This is a genomic window from Kitasatospora sp. NPDC101108 (assembly GCF_055584725.1).
Map to the genome: position 1 here is coordinate 120,304 of NZ_JBVJLM010000009.1, position 15,281 is coordinate 135,584.

General features: G+C 72.5%; 16 protein-coding genes. 6 read left to right on the forward strand and 10 right to left on the reverse strand.

The features are described 5' to 3' along the window. Window positions 1-357: 357 nt before the first annotated feature. The 3 genes from ACZ6Z8_RS20955 to zapE all read left to right on the forward strand — a co-directional run bounded on the left by ACZ6Z8_RS20955 (window position 358) and on the right by zapE (window position 3,774). On the forward strand, window positions 358-1,161 hold the full coding sequence (locus ACZ6Z8_RS20955; RefSeq protein ID WP_465611537.1) for a papain-like cysteine protease family protein: 804 nt from the start codon (window positions 358-360) through the stop codon (window positions 1,159-1,161). A gap of 14 nt (window positions 1,162-1,175) precedes the next feature. Continuing rightward, window positions 1,176-2,174, forward strand: a complete 999-nt coding sequence (locus tag ACZ6Z8_RS20960) for a hypothetical protein (RefSeq protein ID WP_465611538.1) — start codon at window positions 1,176-1,178, stop codon at window positions 2,172-2,174. Window positions 2,175-2,709: 535 nt separating this feature from the next. After that, entirely contained in the window at window positions 2,710-3,774 is a 1,065-nt protein-coding gene (gene zapE, locus ACZ6Z8_RS20965) for a cell division protein ZapE (protein ID WP_465611539.1), read from the forward strand. A gap of 109 nt (window positions 3,775-3,883) precedes the next feature. Here zapE and ACZ6Z8_RS20970 read toward each other — a convergent pair whose 3' ends face one another. Then, on the reverse strand, window positions 3,884-5,317 hold the full coding sequence (locus ACZ6Z8_RS20970) for an amino acid permease (protein ID WP_465611690.1): 1,434 nt from the start codon (window positions 5,315-5,317) through the stop codon (window positions 3,884-3,886). Window positions 5,318-5,735: 418 nt separating this feature from the next. Here ACZ6Z8_RS20970 and ACZ6Z8_RS20975 point away from each other — a divergent pair, with 418 nt between their 5' ends. Then, window positions 5,736-5,963 (forward strand): hypothetical protein, encoded by a 228-nt coding sequence (locus ACZ6Z8_RS20975; protein WP_465611540.1) that lies wholly within the window; start codon window positions 5,736-5,738, stop codon window positions 5,961-5,963. A 99-nt stretch (window positions 5,964-6,062) separates the two neighbouring features. Here ACZ6Z8_RS20975 and ACZ6Z8_RS20980 read toward each other — a convergent pair whose 3' ends face one another. Further along, window positions 6,063-7,004, reverse strand: a complete 942-nt coding sequence (locus ACZ6Z8_RS20980) for a deoxyribonuclease IV (protein ID WP_465611541.1) — start codon at window positions 7,002-7,004, stop codon at window positions 6,063-6,065. 338 nt (window positions 7,005-7,342) lie between these two features. Here ACZ6Z8_RS20980 and ACZ6Z8_RS20985 point away from each other — a divergent pair, with 338 nt between their 5' ends. Together ACZ6Z8_RS20985 and ACZ6Z8_RS20990 are read left to right on the forward strand one after the other, a co-directional pair. Continuing rightward, window positions 7,343-8,422: a right-handed parallel beta-helix repeat-containing protein gene (locus tag ACZ6Z8_RS20985; protein WP_465611542.1), complete on the forward strand. Its 1,080-nt coding sequence runs from the start codon at window positions 7,343-7,345 to the stop codon at window positions 8,420-8,422. Between the two features lie 25 nt (window positions 8,423-8,447). After that, window positions 8,448-9,482 (forward strand): methyltransferase, encoded by a 1,035-nt coding sequence (locus ACZ6Z8_RS20990; RefSeq protein WP_465611543.1) that lies wholly within the window; start codon window positions 8,448-8,450, stop codon window positions 9,480-9,482. A gap of 84 nt (window positions 9,483-9,566) precedes the next feature. Here ACZ6Z8_RS20990 and ACZ6Z8_RS20995 read toward each other — a convergent pair whose 3' ends face one another. The 8 genes from ACZ6Z8_RS20995 to ACZ6Z8_RS21030 all read right to left on the reverse strand — a co-directional run bounded on the left by ACZ6Z8_RS20995 (window position 9,567) and on the right by ACZ6Z8_RS21030 (window position 15,281). Continuing rightward, window positions 9,567-10,256: a class F sortase gene (locus ACZ6Z8_RS20995; protein ID WP_465611544.1), complete on the reverse strand. Its 690-nt coding sequence runs from the start codon at window positions 10,254-10,256 to the stop codon at window positions 9,567-9,569. Window positions 10,257-10,366: 110 nt separating this feature from the next. Beyond that, window positions 10,367-10,828 (reverse strand): hypothetical protein, encoded by a 462-nt coding sequence (locus ACZ6Z8_RS21000; protein WP_465611545.1) that lies wholly within the window; start codon window positions 10,826-10,828, stop codon window positions 10,367-10,369. A 440-nt stretch (window positions 10,829-11,268) separates the two neighbouring features. Then, entirely contained in the window at window positions 11,269-11,562 is a 294-nt protein-coding gene (locus ACZ6Z8_RS21005; RefSeq protein ID WP_465611691.1) for a TcmI family type II polyketide cyclase, read from the reverse strand. 32 nt (window positions 11,563-11,594) lie between these two features. Beyond that, window positions 11,595-12,050: an SRPBCC family protein gene (locus tag ACZ6Z8_RS21010; RefSeq protein ID WP_465611546.1), complete on the reverse strand. Its 456-nt coding sequence runs from the start codon at window positions 12,048-12,050 to the stop codon at window positions 11,595-11,597. A gap of 1 nt (window position 12,051) precedes the next feature. After that, a complete protein-coding gene (locus ACZ6Z8_RS21015) occupies window positions 12,052-12,312 on the reverse strand; it encodes an acyl carrier protein (protein ID WP_465611547.1) in 261 nt (86 codons plus the stop codon). Between the two features lie 43 nt (window positions 12,313-12,355). Continuing rightward, entirely contained in the window at window positions 12,356-13,597 is a 1,242-nt protein-coding gene (locus ACZ6Z8_RS21020; RefSeq protein WP_465611548.1) for a beta-ketoacyl synthase N-terminal-like domain-containing protein, read from the reverse strand. A gap of 5 nt (window positions 13,598-13,602) precedes the next feature. Beyond that, on the reverse strand, window positions 13,603-14,859 hold the full coding sequence (locus ACZ6Z8_RS21025; RefSeq protein WP_465611549.1) for a beta-ketoacyl-[acyl-carrier-protein] synthase family protein: 1,257 nt from the start codon (window positions 14,857-14,859) through the stop codon (window positions 13,603-13,605). Continuing rightward, on the reverse strand, window positions 14,856-15,281 hold the full coding sequence (locus ACZ6Z8_RS21030; protein WP_465611550.1) for a cupin domain-containing protein: 426 nt from the start codon (window positions 15,279-15,281) through the stop codon (window positions 14,856-14,858). The genes ACZ6Z8_RS21025 and ACZ6Z8_RS21030 overlap by 4 nt, the downstream gene beginning before the upstream one ends.

The window sequence follows — 15,281 nt, forward strand, 5'->3', positions numbered from 1 at the left end:
CGCTCGCTTCGCATAAGCGCTTCTTCGGACTTCCGAATCCCCGCTTCTGAAACCCTCATCGTGAGTAACATTGCACTCACGCTGTGAAATTTCACAGCCTGAAGGACTTCTCAGGAACAATAACGATAAAATAACAGTGGACTGGACCAATTGGCTCGGCGCCCGCCAAGTCGCCTTCGTGCAGCATCCGTTGGCCCATGACTCCTCGCCGTCCCTGTGCGTGGCCGCAAGGCGCCCCGGACTCCTTTGTTCCGGTTCTGACGCGGCTCTGCCAGACTCCCCCGCATTCGGTTTCACCTAACGGGGAGTGAGATCTGACGCATGAGCAGACACCGCAGGAAATCACGCCGATGGGCCGTGGCAGCAACCGGCGCCGTGCTGGCCGGTGCGGCCGCGCTGGGTATCGGCGCCGTGGCCCAGGCGGGCCTGGTCAAGGGAACCGTCATCGGGGGGCAGGGGAACTACAGCACCGTCAACGAGCGTGTGCTCCCCTCGCTTTCGGCCCGGGTCTCCGGTCAGGCCGCGCCGGGCGACCGCATCCCGATGATCTGCCGTACCACGGGGGACACCGTCGAGAACGACAACCGCTGGATCTGGTCCGGCGGCTACTACGTCGCCGACGCCTTCATCAGCGAGGACACCGGGAACCTGCCGGTCTGCGGCTCCACCCGGCCCACCAGCTGGACGGCGCTCGACATCACCATGCAGAAGCAGGTCCAGGACCAGTGGTGCTGGGACGCGTCCGGCCTGACGGTCGCCACCTACTGGGGTTACCACCAGTACAACCAGTACGACTTCTGCCGCCTCGCCCAGCAGGGCCGCTGGCTGGACTGCAACGACCGGCCCGCCACGCTCGACGACATGGCCAACGGCCTGTCCGCCATGGGCTTCCGCAACAGCGGCTACGACCTGAACCGCAACGCCTCGTTCAGCGAGGTCACCAACGAGATAGCCAACGGGCGGCCGTTCGCGGTGCGCATCGGCTGGACCTCGGGCGGCGGGCACATGAACGTCATCTACGGCTACGACAGCACCAGCAACATGATCGCCGTGGGAGACCCGTGGCCCAGCACGCAGACGTACACCTGGTGGAACTTCGACACCTACGTCAGCAACGGCTCGTTCCGGTGGACCCACTCCCGGGTCGGCATCCACGCGTGAGGAGACAACCAACCATGAGGACACTGAAGGCGGTTGCCCTCACCACCGCCGCGCTCGTGAGCGTCGGCGCCGCCACCACGACAGCCCGGGCCGACAGCGGGGGCGATGCCCCCGACTACGGCGCCGCCCAGCAGCTGCTGCACTCCGGCCGGACGCACGACACCGTCTCCCGCTTCCTCGGCGCCGCGAGGACCGCGGTCTCGCCCGGCGGCGGTCCCGGCACCGGGACCGGTGCCGCGACCGGTGCCGACGGCGGCAGTACGGGCGGTCGGCCGAACACCCCGAACGCGGTGGCCGCGCCACCGTCGTTCGAGCTCAAGGACCCGGTTCCGATGTACGAGCTGTCGGTGGACTTCGTGAAGGGCAAGGCCCAGCCGACACCGCAGAACGCGCTCAGGCTGTCCTACCTCGCTTCGCGGGTGAGCGCTGCCGACGGTCACCAGGCCGCGGTCCTGCTCGCCCCGCCGGACAACCGCGGGGGCTGGCGGATCGCCGGCATCCGGGACGGCGACAACGAGCTCACGCTCGCCGAACGGGCCACGGCCGGTGCCCGCACCTTCACCGAGCCGCAGATCCACGCCTGGTACCGCCTCACCGCGAGCGCCGACGTCGAACCGCTCAACACCGAGGCCACCACGGGTCTCGGCGGCAAACAGAGCCTCCCGCTGGCCGCCTACCAGAAGCTGGTGGCCGGCCGCTACGCGGACAAGCTCCCCGGGTCCGGCTACGACCGAAACGGGCTCGCCGGAGGGTTCGGTCTGTTCGACGGCACAGGGTCCACGGCCGGATCCACGGCCGGATCCACGGCCGGATCCGAGGCCGGGACACCGCCCCAGGCCCAGCCCGAAGCGCGAGCCGGGACGCAGACACCGACGGCCTCGTCGGCCGCCGCCCCGGGCGAGCAGTCGCCCTGGACGTCCTGGCAGCTGCCGGCGCTCGGAGCCGCACTGCTGGCCGCCGGCGCCGCCGGTCTCGGCGTGCGCCGTCGCCGCCGCGCCGCGGCGACGGACTGACGCCCCGAACGGCGACACACGAGGCACCGGGCACCGGACCACACCCCCGGACGCCCGGTGCCTCGACAGGCCGTCCGGGCCGAAGCCGCCCGGGTCGACCCGCGTCGGGTCGGCCGACCGATGCGGCCCGCGTGGCGACAGCATGGTTGGCCGTCAGGTCAACTGTGAAGAACAGTGCTTGACTCAACTGATCCAGGTTCAGTTCGGTGCCGAACATGGTTCGGAAGTTCCGCGTCGGCCGTACGACATGCAGCCCGGGCCCGCGAATTGTGCCGCCCTTGACGCACCTGGTTGTGATGCCCGTGACCGGTCGGTGCGGGCGACGTGATCTCGTCGACGCCCAACTGTCGCTCGTCGAGCTCTTCCATGGCGCACAGTGTTCCACCTGCGAGGTTGGCCGACGACGGTGGCGATCATCACTCCCCGGGAGGGCATTGTCGCAGGGCGTGGGCATCTGGCAGGATCACGACCGCTCGCCGATGAGAAACCGTCACCGGCTTCGGCATTGTTCAGACCGGAACCGGGGGGCCGTCAGTTGATCGAGAAGTTCGAGCGCGCAGCCGAGGAAGCGGGTTTCGTTCTCGACGCCTCGCAGAAAGCCGCGGCCGAGCGGCTTTCCGTGCTCGCCGCCGAGCTGTCCGGCCGACGCCGCTTCTTCGGCGGGAAGCAGCCGCGCGGCCTCTACGTGTGGGGGCCGGTCGGGCGCGGCAAGAGCTGGCTGACCGGAGTCTTCTACGAAGCGCTGCCGGTGCGGAACAAGCGCCGGGTGCACTTCCACGAGTTCTTCCGCGAGTTCCACACCGTCTACGCCCTGCACCGCAAGGACCGGAACGCGTGCGACCTGGCCGTCGCCGAGCTGCTGAGCGACTGCCGGCTGCTGTTCTTCGACGAGTTCCACGTGCACGACCCGGGCGACGCCATGATGATGGGCCGCGTCCTGACCTCACTGTTCGACCAGAAGGTCACCCTGGTGACCACCTCGAACTACCCGCCCGACGGGCTGCTGCCGAACCCGGTCCACCACCACATGTTCGAGCCGACCATCAAGCTGCTCGAAGGCAACCTGGACGTCCTGGAGGTCGCCGGCCCGCAGGACTACCGTGCGGAGAGCACCACCGGAGCGGCCCGCTCGCAGTTCCAGCGCGGGGCCTACATCTGGCCCGGCACCGACCAGCAGCTGCGCGAGGCCGGGCTCGAACCGCCTACCGACGGTGAGCGGCAGCGCATCGACATCGGCGGCCGGGACCTCGTGGCCCGCGCCGTGCGCGACGACCTCGTCTGGTTCGACTTCCACGAGCTGTGCGACGAGCGCACCTCCACCATCGACTACCTGGGCCTGGCCGACCGGTTCGGCACCTGGGTGCTCTCCGGACTGCCGGAGCTGACGTCCGGCAGCAGGGACGCGGCGCAGCGCTTCGCCAACCTGGTCGACGTCCTGTGCGACCGGGACGCGAAGCTCTACCTCGTCGCCGACGGCCCGCTGGCGGACTGCCTGCGGGGCGACGCCCTGCCCATCGACATCAACCGGACCGCCAGTCGCCTCATGCTCCTTCCGGGCTCCGCCACGCCGGGTGCGAAGCAGACGGCCGCACAGGCGTGAACGAGGATCTGGGGCGCCGGCGGCGGCCTGGGCCCCTCCGCCACCCGGCACACGAGAAGTGGCCCCGGTGCGCGGTACACCGCGCTCCGGGGCCACTTCCGCAGGGAGCTCAGCGGGCGTCGCCCTCCGGCCGGGTCCGGCGGCGGCCGGCCATCCAGACGTAGACCAGGATGCCGGCGAACAGGAACAGCACGCCCTGGTAGACGGCCGCGTAGCCCGCGCCGGCGAGGAGCCAGAGCGAGAAGGCGAAGGCGCCGAGGCCGAGGACGGCGTCGCGCACCAGGTGCGGGCCGTCGACCTTCTCGGTGGCGCCGCGGACCAGCCAGTACAACCGGGCGGCGGTGGACAGCAGATAGGGCACGACGGCGGTGAAGGTGGTGACCAGCACCAGCATGTCGAACGCGCCCTTGGCGCCGCTGGCGAAGTTGGCGACGGTCAGCACCGAGGCCAGGGCCACGCTGACGATCACGCCGAAGGTCGGCACGCCGCGCCTCTCCTTGCCGAAGGCGGCCGGGAACAGCCCGTCCCGGGCGGCCGCGTACGGCGCCTGGGCGGCCAGCAGGGTCCAGCCGTTGAGCGCGCCGGTCATCGAGATCAGCGCGGCGACGGCGATCACCGTGCCGCCCCAGGTGCCGCCGAACACCGCGTTCATGGCGTCCGAGAACGGCGCGCTGGAGTCGACCAGTCGCTGGTGCGCGACGGTGCCGAACACCGCGAGGGTGCCGAGCAGGTAGACCACGGCGGCGCCGCTGGTGCCGAGCACGCTGGCCCGTCCGACGTTGTGCTCGGGGTCGCGGACCTGCCCGGCGCTCATCGCGGCCGACTCCACGCCCAGGTAACTGAACAGCAGGATCGCCGCGGAGGCCGTCATCCCGCCCATCCAGCCCTGGCCGCTGCCGTCGAAGGGCCCGATGTTCTTCGGGTCGAAGAAGCACAGTCCGCCCACCGAGACCAGCAGCAGGGGGATGAACTTCAGGACGGTGGACACGAGTTGGACCGCGCCGACGAAGCGGGTGCCGGCCAGGTTGGCCAGCGCGGGCAGCCACTGGAAGGCCAGCGCGGTGGTGATCTCCAGCACGCGGTTGTGGCCGATCGGCACCAGCACGTCCAGGTAGCCGACGGCGGCCACGGCGAGCGCGGCGTTGCTGACCCAGGTGGTGATCCAGTACGACCAGGCCGACAGGAATCCGGCGAAGTCCCCGAAGGCCTCGCGGGCGTAGACGTACGGCCCGCCGGTGCGCGGGTTGCGGCGGGCGAGCTGTCCGAAGACCAGCGCCAGCGCGATCGCGCCCACGGTGAGGACGGCGAAGGCGAGCAGGCTGACCGTCCCGAACGGCGCCACGGCGGCCGGGATCATGAAGATGCCGCCGCCGATGATGTTGCCCATCACCAGGGCGGTGGCGGTCGGCAGTCCGAAGCGGCGGCCCTTCACGGGGGCGGGAGCGGGAGCGGGGTCGGGGGTGACCGGGGCCGCACCGGTCGGGCCGCCCGGTCGGGCCGCCTGCTGGGTCGCCTGCCGGGTCGCGGCGGGGCTGGTCTGCATGAGGGTGGTGCGCCTTTCGTGGTCCTGCTCGTGCTCGGTGGAGCGACCGTTCATGCTCGGACCGGGCGGTACCTTGCACCAAATCGACGGGATTTGTTCATCCAGCCCGGCGGATCACCGCAAGACTTGCGGTCGCACGCCGGTCGGACGGGCACTCGTCCGGCGCACTCCGAGCCGCCGTTCGACCCGGAACGACGGCCTACGACCGCTTTCGTCCGGCGCGTTCCTCCGGCCGGGGGAGATGTGTCACCCGGATGCCCCAGCCCGGTTGCGGCGCGCGTCCCGGCTGCGCGTCCGTGTGCCAGCCTTGGCGCGGCGCCTCCCCGGTGGGGCGCCGCCCGGCCCCGTCGATTCGGCTCGAACTGGCCGTCCGGGGGCCCGGGTTGAGGACCACAGAGACGAACCAAAAGGACATCAGATGTCGCTTCGTGGGAACATCCGCAAGCTCGCCGTGATCGTTGCCGTGGCCGGTGCCGTCGTGGCGGTCCCGACCTCGGCGATGGCGGGGGGCCACACGCCGATGCAGTCGCAGGAGTCCGGCCAGAGCCTGGAGTCCGGCTCCGCGGGCGTCGGCCTGTTCGGCCCGCACGCCAACTGGTTCAACTTCCACGAGCACAGCGAGAGCGAGAGCGACTGCGGCTGCTGATCCCCGCCCGCACCCCGAGCCCGGAGGCCGCCCGTCGGCCCCCGGGCTCGGCGCTGCCCGCCCGCCCCGGAGGCCGCCGCTGCGGTGCCGGGAGCGGTCTCAGGCCGGAACGGCCGCCCGCTCGCGCAGCTCCCGCAGCACCGCGATGTCCATCGCGTGTCCGGTGCCGTCCCCGCCGTGCTTGCGGTCCGGGGTCTCCACCAGCAGCGGCACCCCGGCCGTCTCCGGGTGTTCGAACAGCTCGCGGAACGGCTCCGCGCCGATCATCCCGGCACCGATGTTGGCGTGCCGGTCCTTGCGGGCGCCGACCACGTCCTCCGAGTCGTTGGCGTGGATCAGCCGCAGCCGGCCCGGGCCGGCCGCCGAGGCCAGCGCGTCCAGCGCGGCCGTCACCCCGCCGGGCGCGGCCAGGTCGTGCCCGGCGGCGAAGGCGTGGCAGGTGTCCAGGCAGACGCCCACCTTGGGGTGCCCGTCCAGCGCCTCCACGTACTCGGCCAGCTGTTCCAGCCGCGAGCAGAGCGAGCTGCCCTGGCCGGCGGTCGGCTCCAGCAGCAGCCAGGGCGCGTCGTCGCCGAGCGCGTCCAGTTCGTCCAGCAGCGGCCGGACGTCGGCGCGCACCTGGGCCATCGCCTCGGCCCGCCGCGAGCCGCCGCCGGGGGCCGTGCCGACGGCCGAGCCGGTGTGCAGCACGACGCCGAGCGCGCCGATCGCGTGGCCGCGGTGCAGCGAGTGCCGCAGCGAGTCGGCCGAGCGCTCCCGGGTGGCCGGATTGTCCGAGCCGAAGTTGATCAGGTATGGCGCGTGCACCCAGGCCGGGATGCCCAGCTCGGCACAGGCCGAGCGGAACGCCTCGTCCTGCGCCGGACTGCCGGCCGGAGTGGCCCAGCCGCGCGGGTTGGCCACGAACACCTGCACCGTCTCGGCGCCGACCTTCGCCGCGTACGCCAGACCCGTCCCGGCCAGGCCGCGGCCGGCCACCGGGACGTGGGCCCCGATCGGGTTGCGGCGGGCGGCGGCGGACGGGGCGGGCGCGGTGCTCATGCCCCCGAGGATGCCACGGGCCGAGTCGGCGACGGCGCGCGGGCCCGTCGTCCCGGCGGACGGGTACGCCACGCCGGGCCGTCCCACCAGCGGCCGACGCCCCGTCAGTCCGGCAGCCCAGCCCTGGTGGCGGCCCCTGCGGGGCGCCCGTACCGTCGACTCGGTCGCACTCACCGTCCGTCACCACCCGCGCACAGCGGGTCGGACCGATTCCCCGAACAGCCAGAAGATCGTCACCACCCGTCCCACCTGTCCCATCCGTCCCACCGCTTCACCCGTCCCACCCGCCGAACCGCCAAGCCGCCCCAACGCGCACGCCGAAAGACAGGTCACCACTCATGTCCATGTGTCGGGTCCACCACCTCGCCGCGGCCACCGCCGCCGCCACCGCCCTGACCACCGCCCTCACCACCCTGGCCGTCGCACCCGCGGCCCACGCCGCCGGCGGCACCATGCACCTCGTCCGGCCGGGCGACTCGATCCAGCGGGCCGTCGACGCCGCCAAGCCCGGCGACACCGTCGAACTGCTCCCAGGCACCTACCGCGGCAGCGTCCGCATCACCACCCCCGGCCTCACCCTGCGCGGCGCCGGACCGGCCAGCGTGATCACCCCCGGGACCGGCACCGAGAACGCCTGCGCCACCGCCGGCCACGGCGTCTGCGTGGTCGGCACCGAGGCGGCCCCGCTGTCCGACGTCACCATCGAGGCCCTCGCCGTCACCGGCTTCGCCAAGAACGGCATCGACGCCGGCGGCACCACCGGTCTGACCGTCCGCGCCACCTACGTCCACGACAACGGCCAGCAGGGCATCAGCCAGGAGATGTCCACCAAGGCCGCCATCCTCGGCAACCGCGCGACCGACAACGGCCAGTCCGGCGTCTTCCTCGCCAACTACGCCTACCGCGAGGGCGGCGCGCCCGACACCGGGGGCACCGTCGTCGAGGGCAACGAGCTCTCCGGGAACCGGGTCGGCGTCACCGTGCGCCGACTGCGCGCGCTGACCGTCCAGGGCAACGAGATCAGCGGCAACTGTGCCGGCGTCTTCGTGGTCGGCGACGAGGGCGTGCCCCGCGCCGGGGACCTCGACGTCCGGAAGAACCGGGTCGTCGGCAACAACAAGTTCTGCCCGGCCAACCCGCGCCTCGGCGCCATCCAGGGCGCCGGCATCGTGCTCACCGGCACCGAGGACACCCGGGTCACCGACAACGAGGTCCGCGACAACGTCGGCACGACGGACTTCTCCGGCGGCATCGTCCTGTTCAAGAGCGTCGTCGGCATCCCCAACACCCGGGCGACCGTCGCCGACAACAAGCTGAGCGGCAACGGTCCGGCCGACCTCGCCGACCGCGACACCGGCACCGCCAACACCTTCACCCGCAACACCTGCGCGGTCTCCGAGCCGTCCGGCCGTTGCTGACGCCCCCGATCGGGAAGGACCATCCATGACCACCGCCCCCGTCAACACCACCCCCCAGGCCGCGATGCGGCTGCGCGAGCTCGTCTTCGGCGCGGCCTGCGCCGCAGCCGTCCGCGCGGCCGCCCGGCTCGGGGTCGCCGACGTCCTCGACGACACCCCGGCCGGCGTCACCGAACTCGCCGCCCGGCTCGACACCGAACCCCGCCAGCTGCGCCGCCTGCTGCGCGCGCTCACCTGCTACGGGCTCTTCGCCGAGACCGGCGACGACCAGTTCGAGCACACCGAGATGTCCCGCCTGCTGCGCGAGGACGCCCCCAACTCCCTGCGGCACATCGCCCTCTGGTGCACCGAGCCGTGGACCTGGGAGGCCTGGCCGAAGCTGGACGAGGCGGTGCGCTCCGGGCGCAACGTCTTCCCCGAGCTGTTCGGCAAGGAGTTCTTCGACTACCTGCACAGCGACGCGGGCGACTCGGCGAAGGTCTTCGACAAGGCGATGACCACCTCCAGCCGGCAGTCCGCCCAGGACTTCGCCGAGTACCTGGACCTCACCGGCATCGACTCGGTGGCCGACATCGGCGGCGGCCAGGGCCACGTGCTGGCCAGCCTGCTGGAGAAGCACCCGGCCCTGCACGGCACCCTGCTCGACCTCCCCAAGGTCGTCGCCGGCGCCGACCCCCGGCTCCAGGACGGCGGCGCCTTCTCCGCCCGCGCCCGCCTCGTCCCGGGCGACTGCCGCCAGGCGATCCCGGTCCGCGCCGACCTCTACATCATCAAGAACATCCTGGAGTGGGACGACGACAGCACCCGCCGCACCCTCGCCAACGTGGTCGCCGTGGCCCGTCCCGGCGCCCGGGTCGTGGTGGTGGAGAACCTGGTCGACAACAGCCCGTCGATGCGCTTCACCACCGCCATGGACCTGATGCTGATGCTCAACGTCGGCGGCGCCAAGCACTCCGAGGAGAGCATGGTCCAGCTGATGGAGGAGGCCGGCCTCGACGTCGTCGCCGTCCGCCCGGTCAACCCCTACCTGCACGCCTTCGAGGCCACCGTCCGGGTCTGACCCGGGCGCCGCCCGCGAGGGCACACGACGACGGCCGCTGCTCCCCGACCCACCGGGGAGCAGCGGCCGTCCGACGTGCCGGCCTCAGGCCTTGTGCGAGGACTCCAGGTGCGCGAAGACCACCACGTTGTCCAGGTAGTCCCGCTTCTTCTTGTCGTACGTCCCGCCGCAGGTGATCAGCCGCAGCTGGGCGTCCGGCGTCTTGCCGTACACCTTCTTGTCGGGGAAGGCGTCCTTGGCGAAGGTCTCCACCGAGTCGACGGCGAACACCGCGACGGTGCCGTCGGCGCGGCTCACCTCGACCTTGTTGCCCGGGATCAGCAGGCTCAGCAGCAGGAACACCGCCGGGCCCTTGGTGGTGTCCACGTGCCCGGCCACGACCGCGCTGCCGCGCTCGCCCGGGGAGGCGCCGTCGCGGTACCAGCCGACCAGGTTCTTGTCGTCCGGCGGCGGGGCGTTGAGCTGGCCGGCCGGGTTGAGGGTGAGCTCGGTGAACGGCGCGTCCACGGCGATCTGCGGGATCCGCAGCCGGGTCGGCTGGGAACGCTTGAGCGCCGGTACGCCCGAGGCGGCCGCGGGCGCCGTCTGCCCGGCGGCGGCCGCCGGGCCCGGAGAGGTGGTCGCGACGGCCGCCGGGGGAGCGGCCTGGCCCGAGACCGGGCCGCCGCCCGGCCCGGTGTCCACCGAGTTGTAGATCAGCAGCAGGCCGACCGCCGCAGCGCCCATCCCGCCGCGCAGCAGCCGGGTCCACCCGGAGCCGGGACCGCCGGTCATTTCCTGTCCTCCGCTCGAAGTCCTTCGGCACGTGCCTTTTCTCCACAACGACCCGCCGCCCCCGTGCGCCCACCCGCCAGGGGGGCGCCCAGAGGCGGCGGTGTCAGGTGTCAGACCGCGGCGGCACCGGAGGTGCGGCGCCCGCGGCGCAGCGCGTACGCGCCCGCCCCGAGGCCGCCGAGCAGCAGCACCGCGCCGGAGGCGAGGCCGCCGCCGGACAGCGCCAGGCCGCCGCCGCCGGTGTGCACGCCGCCGTGCGGGCCGTGCTCGTCCTCCTTGCCCCCGTAGCCCTTGTCGTCGCCCTTGTGCTCGTAGCCCTTGTCGTCCGAGCCCTTGTGCTCGTAGCCCTTGTCGTCGGAGCCCTTGTGCTCGCCCGAGCCCTTGTGCTCGTCGGAGCCCTTGTGCTCGTCGTAGCCCCTGGAGCTGTCGGAGCCGCCCTTGTCCGACTGCTTCTCCTGCCAGGTGAGGTTCTTGCCCTGGTCCGAGGAACCGTCGGCGAAGGCCATGGGGGCGCCGACGGTGAGGACGGCGGCGACAGCCGCTCCGGCGAGCAGCGTGCGTGCAGAACGCATGAGGATGATTCCTTCCGGCGCGGACCGCGACCGCCGGCACGGTGCCGGTCAAGGGGAGTCGCGGAAAGTGGCGCCTGATCCACCGTCAACCACCGCGGGGCCGCGTGCCACCGGAGAGTGGCGGAGCGGGCACGGATTGTGAGCCCTTCGGGTGGTGCTGCGGCGGTGTTCACCCGACTGCCCCGGCGATCCGGGTGAACCCGTGGCGGTGTCGGATGGTACGGGTGCGCACCCGGGTGAGCCCGGCCGCGCGGCGCCAAGGGCCGAACCCCGGTGATCCGCCCGCGCCCACGCCTCCGAACCCGGCCGCGCGCACCCCGCCGTACCCGGCCGTACAACCGGCCGTACGCGCCCGGCTGAGCCGCCCGGGACGGTACCCGGGCGCGCGCATGGGCCCGCCCCCGGCGCACGGCCGGGGGCGGGCCCAGACGGGACCGGGTTCAGCGGTCCCAGCGGTAGAACTCTCGTGCCATCGCGTCCTTCGGCTCGCGCCAGGTGGCCGGGTCGTAGGCCTGGACGAATGCGGTCAGGCGGTCGCTGACGCTCCGGAACTCCGGATGGCCGAGGACCTTGGCCACGGCCGGGCCCGGCGGACGGTCGGCCTCGATCAGATGCAGGTAGACGTCGCCGAACTGGAAGAGGCTGCGGCCGGTGACGCCGATCAGGTGCGGCAGTTCGCCCCGGTCGGAGTCGGCGAACACCTCGGCGATGTCCGGGGCGGCCCCGGGCTTCATCCGGGCGACGATGAGGGCGCGGTGGGTGTCGGTCACTGCTCGGCCGCCCGCTTCTCGACCTTCTCGCGGATCAGCTGCATCTGGATCCGGGAGTTCCTGTTGATGTGGTCGGTCATGCCGTCGTCGTCCACCGGGGCGGTGGGCTTCATCGCGAAGTCCTGGATCCAGCGCATCCTGGTGCCGGCCGGGACCTCCGCGTACTCCCAGCGGATGTCCATGAACTCGAACGGGCCGGGCTCGACCCGGCGGGCCTTGACCGCGAGCGAGGATCGGTCGGTGGTGCGCTCGGAGACCCAGCTCCACACCTTGCCGTTCTCGTCCGGGTGCATGGTGAGCCGGAACCGCACCCGGTCGCCGTCGCGCTCCAGCACCTCGACCGAGGCGTACTCGCTGAACAGCTCCGGCCAGTTCTCCAGGTCGTTGGTCATCTCCCAGACCAGGTCGAGCGGAGCGTTGATGATGATCTCGTTGTCCGTGTGTCCGGGCATCTCAGGCGCCTGCCTTCGCGGAAAGGGAGCTGTTGACCAGCTCCATGAACTCGGCCGGGGTCTTGGCGGATTCGGCGCCGGAGGTGACCTTGAGGCTGTGGCGGTTCTCCAACTCGCCGACGACGCCGAGCAGTCCGAGCGAGTCGACGCCGAACTCGTCGAACTGGGCGCCCGGCTTCGCCAGGTCCTCGGGGGCGACGGTGACGCCGGCCCGGGCCTGGAGCAGGGCGGCCAGCTCGGGATAGCTGAGGGTGTTGCTCACGGGTTTCCCTTCCAGGGTTCAGCGGATCGGGGGTACGGGGGGTTCAGGACGGCTCCGCACGCCGGAGCACCAGCGCGGAGTTGGAGCCCATCAGCCCGCGGCTGAGCACCAGCGCGGTGCGCAGTTCGGCCGGGCGGGCGCGGCCGGTCACCAGGGCGAGGTCGTGGCAGACCTCGGTGACGTTGGGGGTGGGCGGCAGCACGCCGTCCTCCATGGCCAGTACGGCGGCGGTGATGTCCAGCATCGGGGCGCCGCAGTAGGCCCTTCCGGTGCCGGACTTGGGAGCGGTGACCGGGACGCGCTCGGCGGCCGGGCCGAGCGCGTCGGCCAGCGCCAGGGCCTCGGCCCGGTCGGCGGCGGGGACGCCGAGCGCGTCGGCGAAGACCACGTCGACCTCCTCCGCCGCGATCCGGGCCTCGTCCAGCGCCGTCCGGATCGCGGCGGCCAGCCCCTCCCGGGACTCCTCCCAGCGGGAGGCGCCGGTGAAGGTGGCGCCGTGCCCGGCCAGGTACGCCCGGACGTTGGCGCCGCGCCGCAGGGCCGCCTGCTCGTCCTCCAGCAGCAGCATGGCGCCGCCCTCGGCGGGGGCGAAGCCGCAGGCCTGCGCGGTGAACGGCAGGTAGGCCGCCTCCGGCCGGTCGGCCAGGCTCAGCTCGGGGTAGCCGAGCTGGCAGACCATGGAGTACGGCGCCAACGGGGCCTCGGCGGCGCCGACCACCACGGCGTCGGTGCCGCGCTCGACCGAGCGGGCGGCGTGGGCGACGGCGTCCAGGCCGCCGGCCTCGTCGCTGGCGACCACCCCGCACGGGCCCTTGTAGCCGCCGCGGATCGAGATCTGGCCGGTGCTGGCCGCGTAGAACCAGGCGATGGACTGGTACGGGCCGACGAACCGCGGCCCCTGGCCCCAGAGTTGCTGGAGCTCGCGCTGGCCGAACTCGCCGCCGCCGGAGCCGGCCGCGGTCACCACGCCGACCGCGTAGGGCTGTTCGGGATCAGGCCGGAACCCGGCGTCCGCCACCGCCAGGTCGGCGGCCGCCATCGCGTAGTGGGTGAAGCGGTCGGTCTGTACGAGGAAGCGGCTGTCGATCACCGACTGCGGATCGAAATCCCGCACCTCGCCCGCGACTCTGAGCGGCATGTCGGTGCAGCCCTCGCGGGATATCCGGTCGAGGACGCTCACGCCCTGCCTGGTGGCCTTCCAGAAGGCGTCGGCACCGACGCCGTTCGGCGCCACCACGCCGAGGCCGGTGACCACCGCCCGGCGGCCCTGCTGACGTGACGTCATGGCATTCACCCCGTTCTGTTGAGCACGACGGCGGACTGGAATCCGCCGAATCCGCTGCCGACCGAGAGGATGTGGCTCAGCGGCAGCTCACGCGCGGTGCGCGGCACGTAGTCGAGATCGCACTCCGGGTCCGGCGTCTCGTAGTTGGCGGTGGGCGGCACCACGCCGTGGGCCAGCGCCAGGGTGCAGGCGACCACCTCGATCGCGCCGATCGCGCCGAGCGAGTGCCCGACCATCGACTTGATCGAGCTCATCGGCGTCGCGAAGGCGTGGTCGCCCAGCGAGCGCTTGACCGCCGCGGTCTCGTGCCGGTCGTTCTGCTTGGTGCCCGAGCCGTGCGCGTTGACGTAGTCGACGTCGGTGCGGTTGACCCGGGCGTGGTCGAGCGCGTGGTCGATCGCCCGGGACATCTCCAGCCCCTCCTTGGTGAGGCCGGTCATGTGGTACGCGTTGCCGAAGGTGGCGAAGCCGCCGACCTCGCCGTAGATCCGGGCGCCACGGCGGCGGGCGTGCTCCAGCTCCTCCAGCACCAGGACGGCGCCGCCCTCGCCGAGGACGAAGCCGTCCCGGTGGGCGTCGAAGGGGCGGGAGGCGTGCTCCGCATCGTCGTTGCGCTCGCTGGTGGCCTTGATGGCGTCGAAGCAGGCGACGGTGATCGGCGAGATCGGGGAGTCGGAGGCGCCGGCGACGCAGATGTCGGCGCGCCCCTCCTCGACCGCCTGGAAGCCGTAGCCGATCGCGTCCAGGCCGGAGGTGCAGCCGGTGGAGACGGTCTGCACCGGGCCGTGCGCGCCGACCCGCTCCGCCACCGCGGAGGCCAGCGTGCTGGGCGCGAAGGCCCGGTGCAGCTGCGGCTCGGCCTGCCGGTGGTCCACGTCCCAGCGCGCCCCGCCGGCGCTGACCAGGGCGTAGTCGTGCTCCAGCCGGGTGGTGCCGCCGACGGCGGTGCCGAGCGAGACGGCGATCCGCCACGGGTCCTCGGCGGCCAGGTCCAGCCCGGCGTCGGCGACCGCCTCGGCGGCCGCGACCATCGCGAACTGCACGTAGCGGTCGGCCCGTTGGACGTCCTCGGGGCCGAGCCCGTGGGCCTGCGGGTCGAAGTCGCACTCGGCCGCGATCCGGGAGCGGAACCCGGTCGGGTCGAAGAGAGTGATGCCCCGGGTGGCGGTGCGGCCGGCCGTCAGGAGGTCCCAGAAGGCCGGGATCCCGATCCCTCCGGGCGCGACCACACCGATCCCCGTGACGGCGACGCGCCGCGTCACGAGCCCACCTTGGCGTGTTCCGGCGGACCGGAGGTCGCCGACTCCTCGGTGCTGACGTGGCCGAGGTCGGGGCGCGGGGCGAGCGGGCCGCAGTGGAAGACCATCCGGGCCTCGGTCTTGCCGACGTTGCGGAAGCGGTGGCGCATGTTGATCGGGATCATCAGGCCCTGGTCCGGCTTGAGCGGGTGCGCCTTCCCGTCCAGGTCCACCTCCAGGTCGCCGGAGACGACGAACACGAACTCCTCGGAGTACGGGTGGTAGTGCTCGTTGATCTGCTCCCCGGGCTTGATGATGGCCAGGCCCATGAAGCCGCTGGTCGCCCCGCAGCTGGGAGGGGTGAGCATGGTGCGCAGCTCGGCGCCGTGGCGGCGGTTCTCCGGGGCCTCGTCGACGTTGATGATCCTCGGGTACTGCGTGGTCAT

Bases quoted from the DNA above. Each gene is read 5' to 3' on its own strand.
- ACZ6Z8_RS20975 (WP_465611540.1), top strand. From the start codon at position 5,736: ATGTCGCTTCGTGGGAACATCCGCAAGCTCGCCGTGATCGTTGCCGTG.
- ACZ6Z8_RS21005 (WP_465611691.1), bottom strand. From the start codon at position 11,562: ATGAAGCCCGGGGCCGCCCCGGACATCGCCGAGGTGTTCGCCGACTCC.
- ACZ6Z8_RS20970 (WP_465611690.1), bottom strand. From the start codon at position 5,317: ATGCAGACCAGCCCCGCCGCGACCCGGCAGGCGACCCAGCAGGCGGCC.
- ACZ6Z8_RS20995 (WP_465611544.1), bottom strand. From the start codon at position 10,256: ATGACCGGCGGTCCCGGCTCCGGGTGGACCCGGCTGCTGCGCGGCGGG.
- ACZ6Z8_RS20980 (WP_465611541.1), bottom strand. From the start codon at position 7,004: ATGAGCACCGCGCCCGCCCCGTCCGCCGCCGCCCGCCGCAACCCGATC.
- ACZ6Z8_RS20960 (WP_465611538.1), top strand. From the start codon at position 1,176: ATGAGGACACTGAAGGCGGTTGCCCTCACCACCGCCGCGCTCGTGAGC.
- ACZ6Z8_RS20990 (WP_465611543.1), top strand. From the start codon at position 8,448: ATGACCACCGCCCCCGTCAACACCACCCCCCAGGCCGCGATGCGGCTG.
- ACZ6Z8_RS21010 (WP_465611546.1), bottom strand. From the start codon at position 12,050: ATGCCCGGACACACGGACAACGAGATCATCATCAACGCTCCGCTCGAC.
- ACZ6Z8_RS21030 (WP_465611550.1), bottom strand. From the start codon at position 15,281: ATGACCACGCAGTACCCGAGGATCATCAACGTCGACGAGGCCCCGGAG.
- ACZ6Z8_RS21000 (WP_465611545.1), bottom strand. From the start codon at position 10,828: ATGCGTTCTGCACGCACGCTGCTCGCCGGAGCGGCTGTCGCCGCCGTC.
- ACZ6Z8_RS21020 (WP_465611548.1), bottom strand. From the start codon at position 13,597: ATGACGTCACGTCAGCAGGGCCGCCGGGCGGTGGTCACCGGCCTCGGC.
- ACZ6Z8_RS20985 (WP_465611542.1), top strand. From the start codon at position 7,343: ATGTCCATGTGTCGGGTCCACCACCTCGCCGCGGCCACCGCCGCCGCC.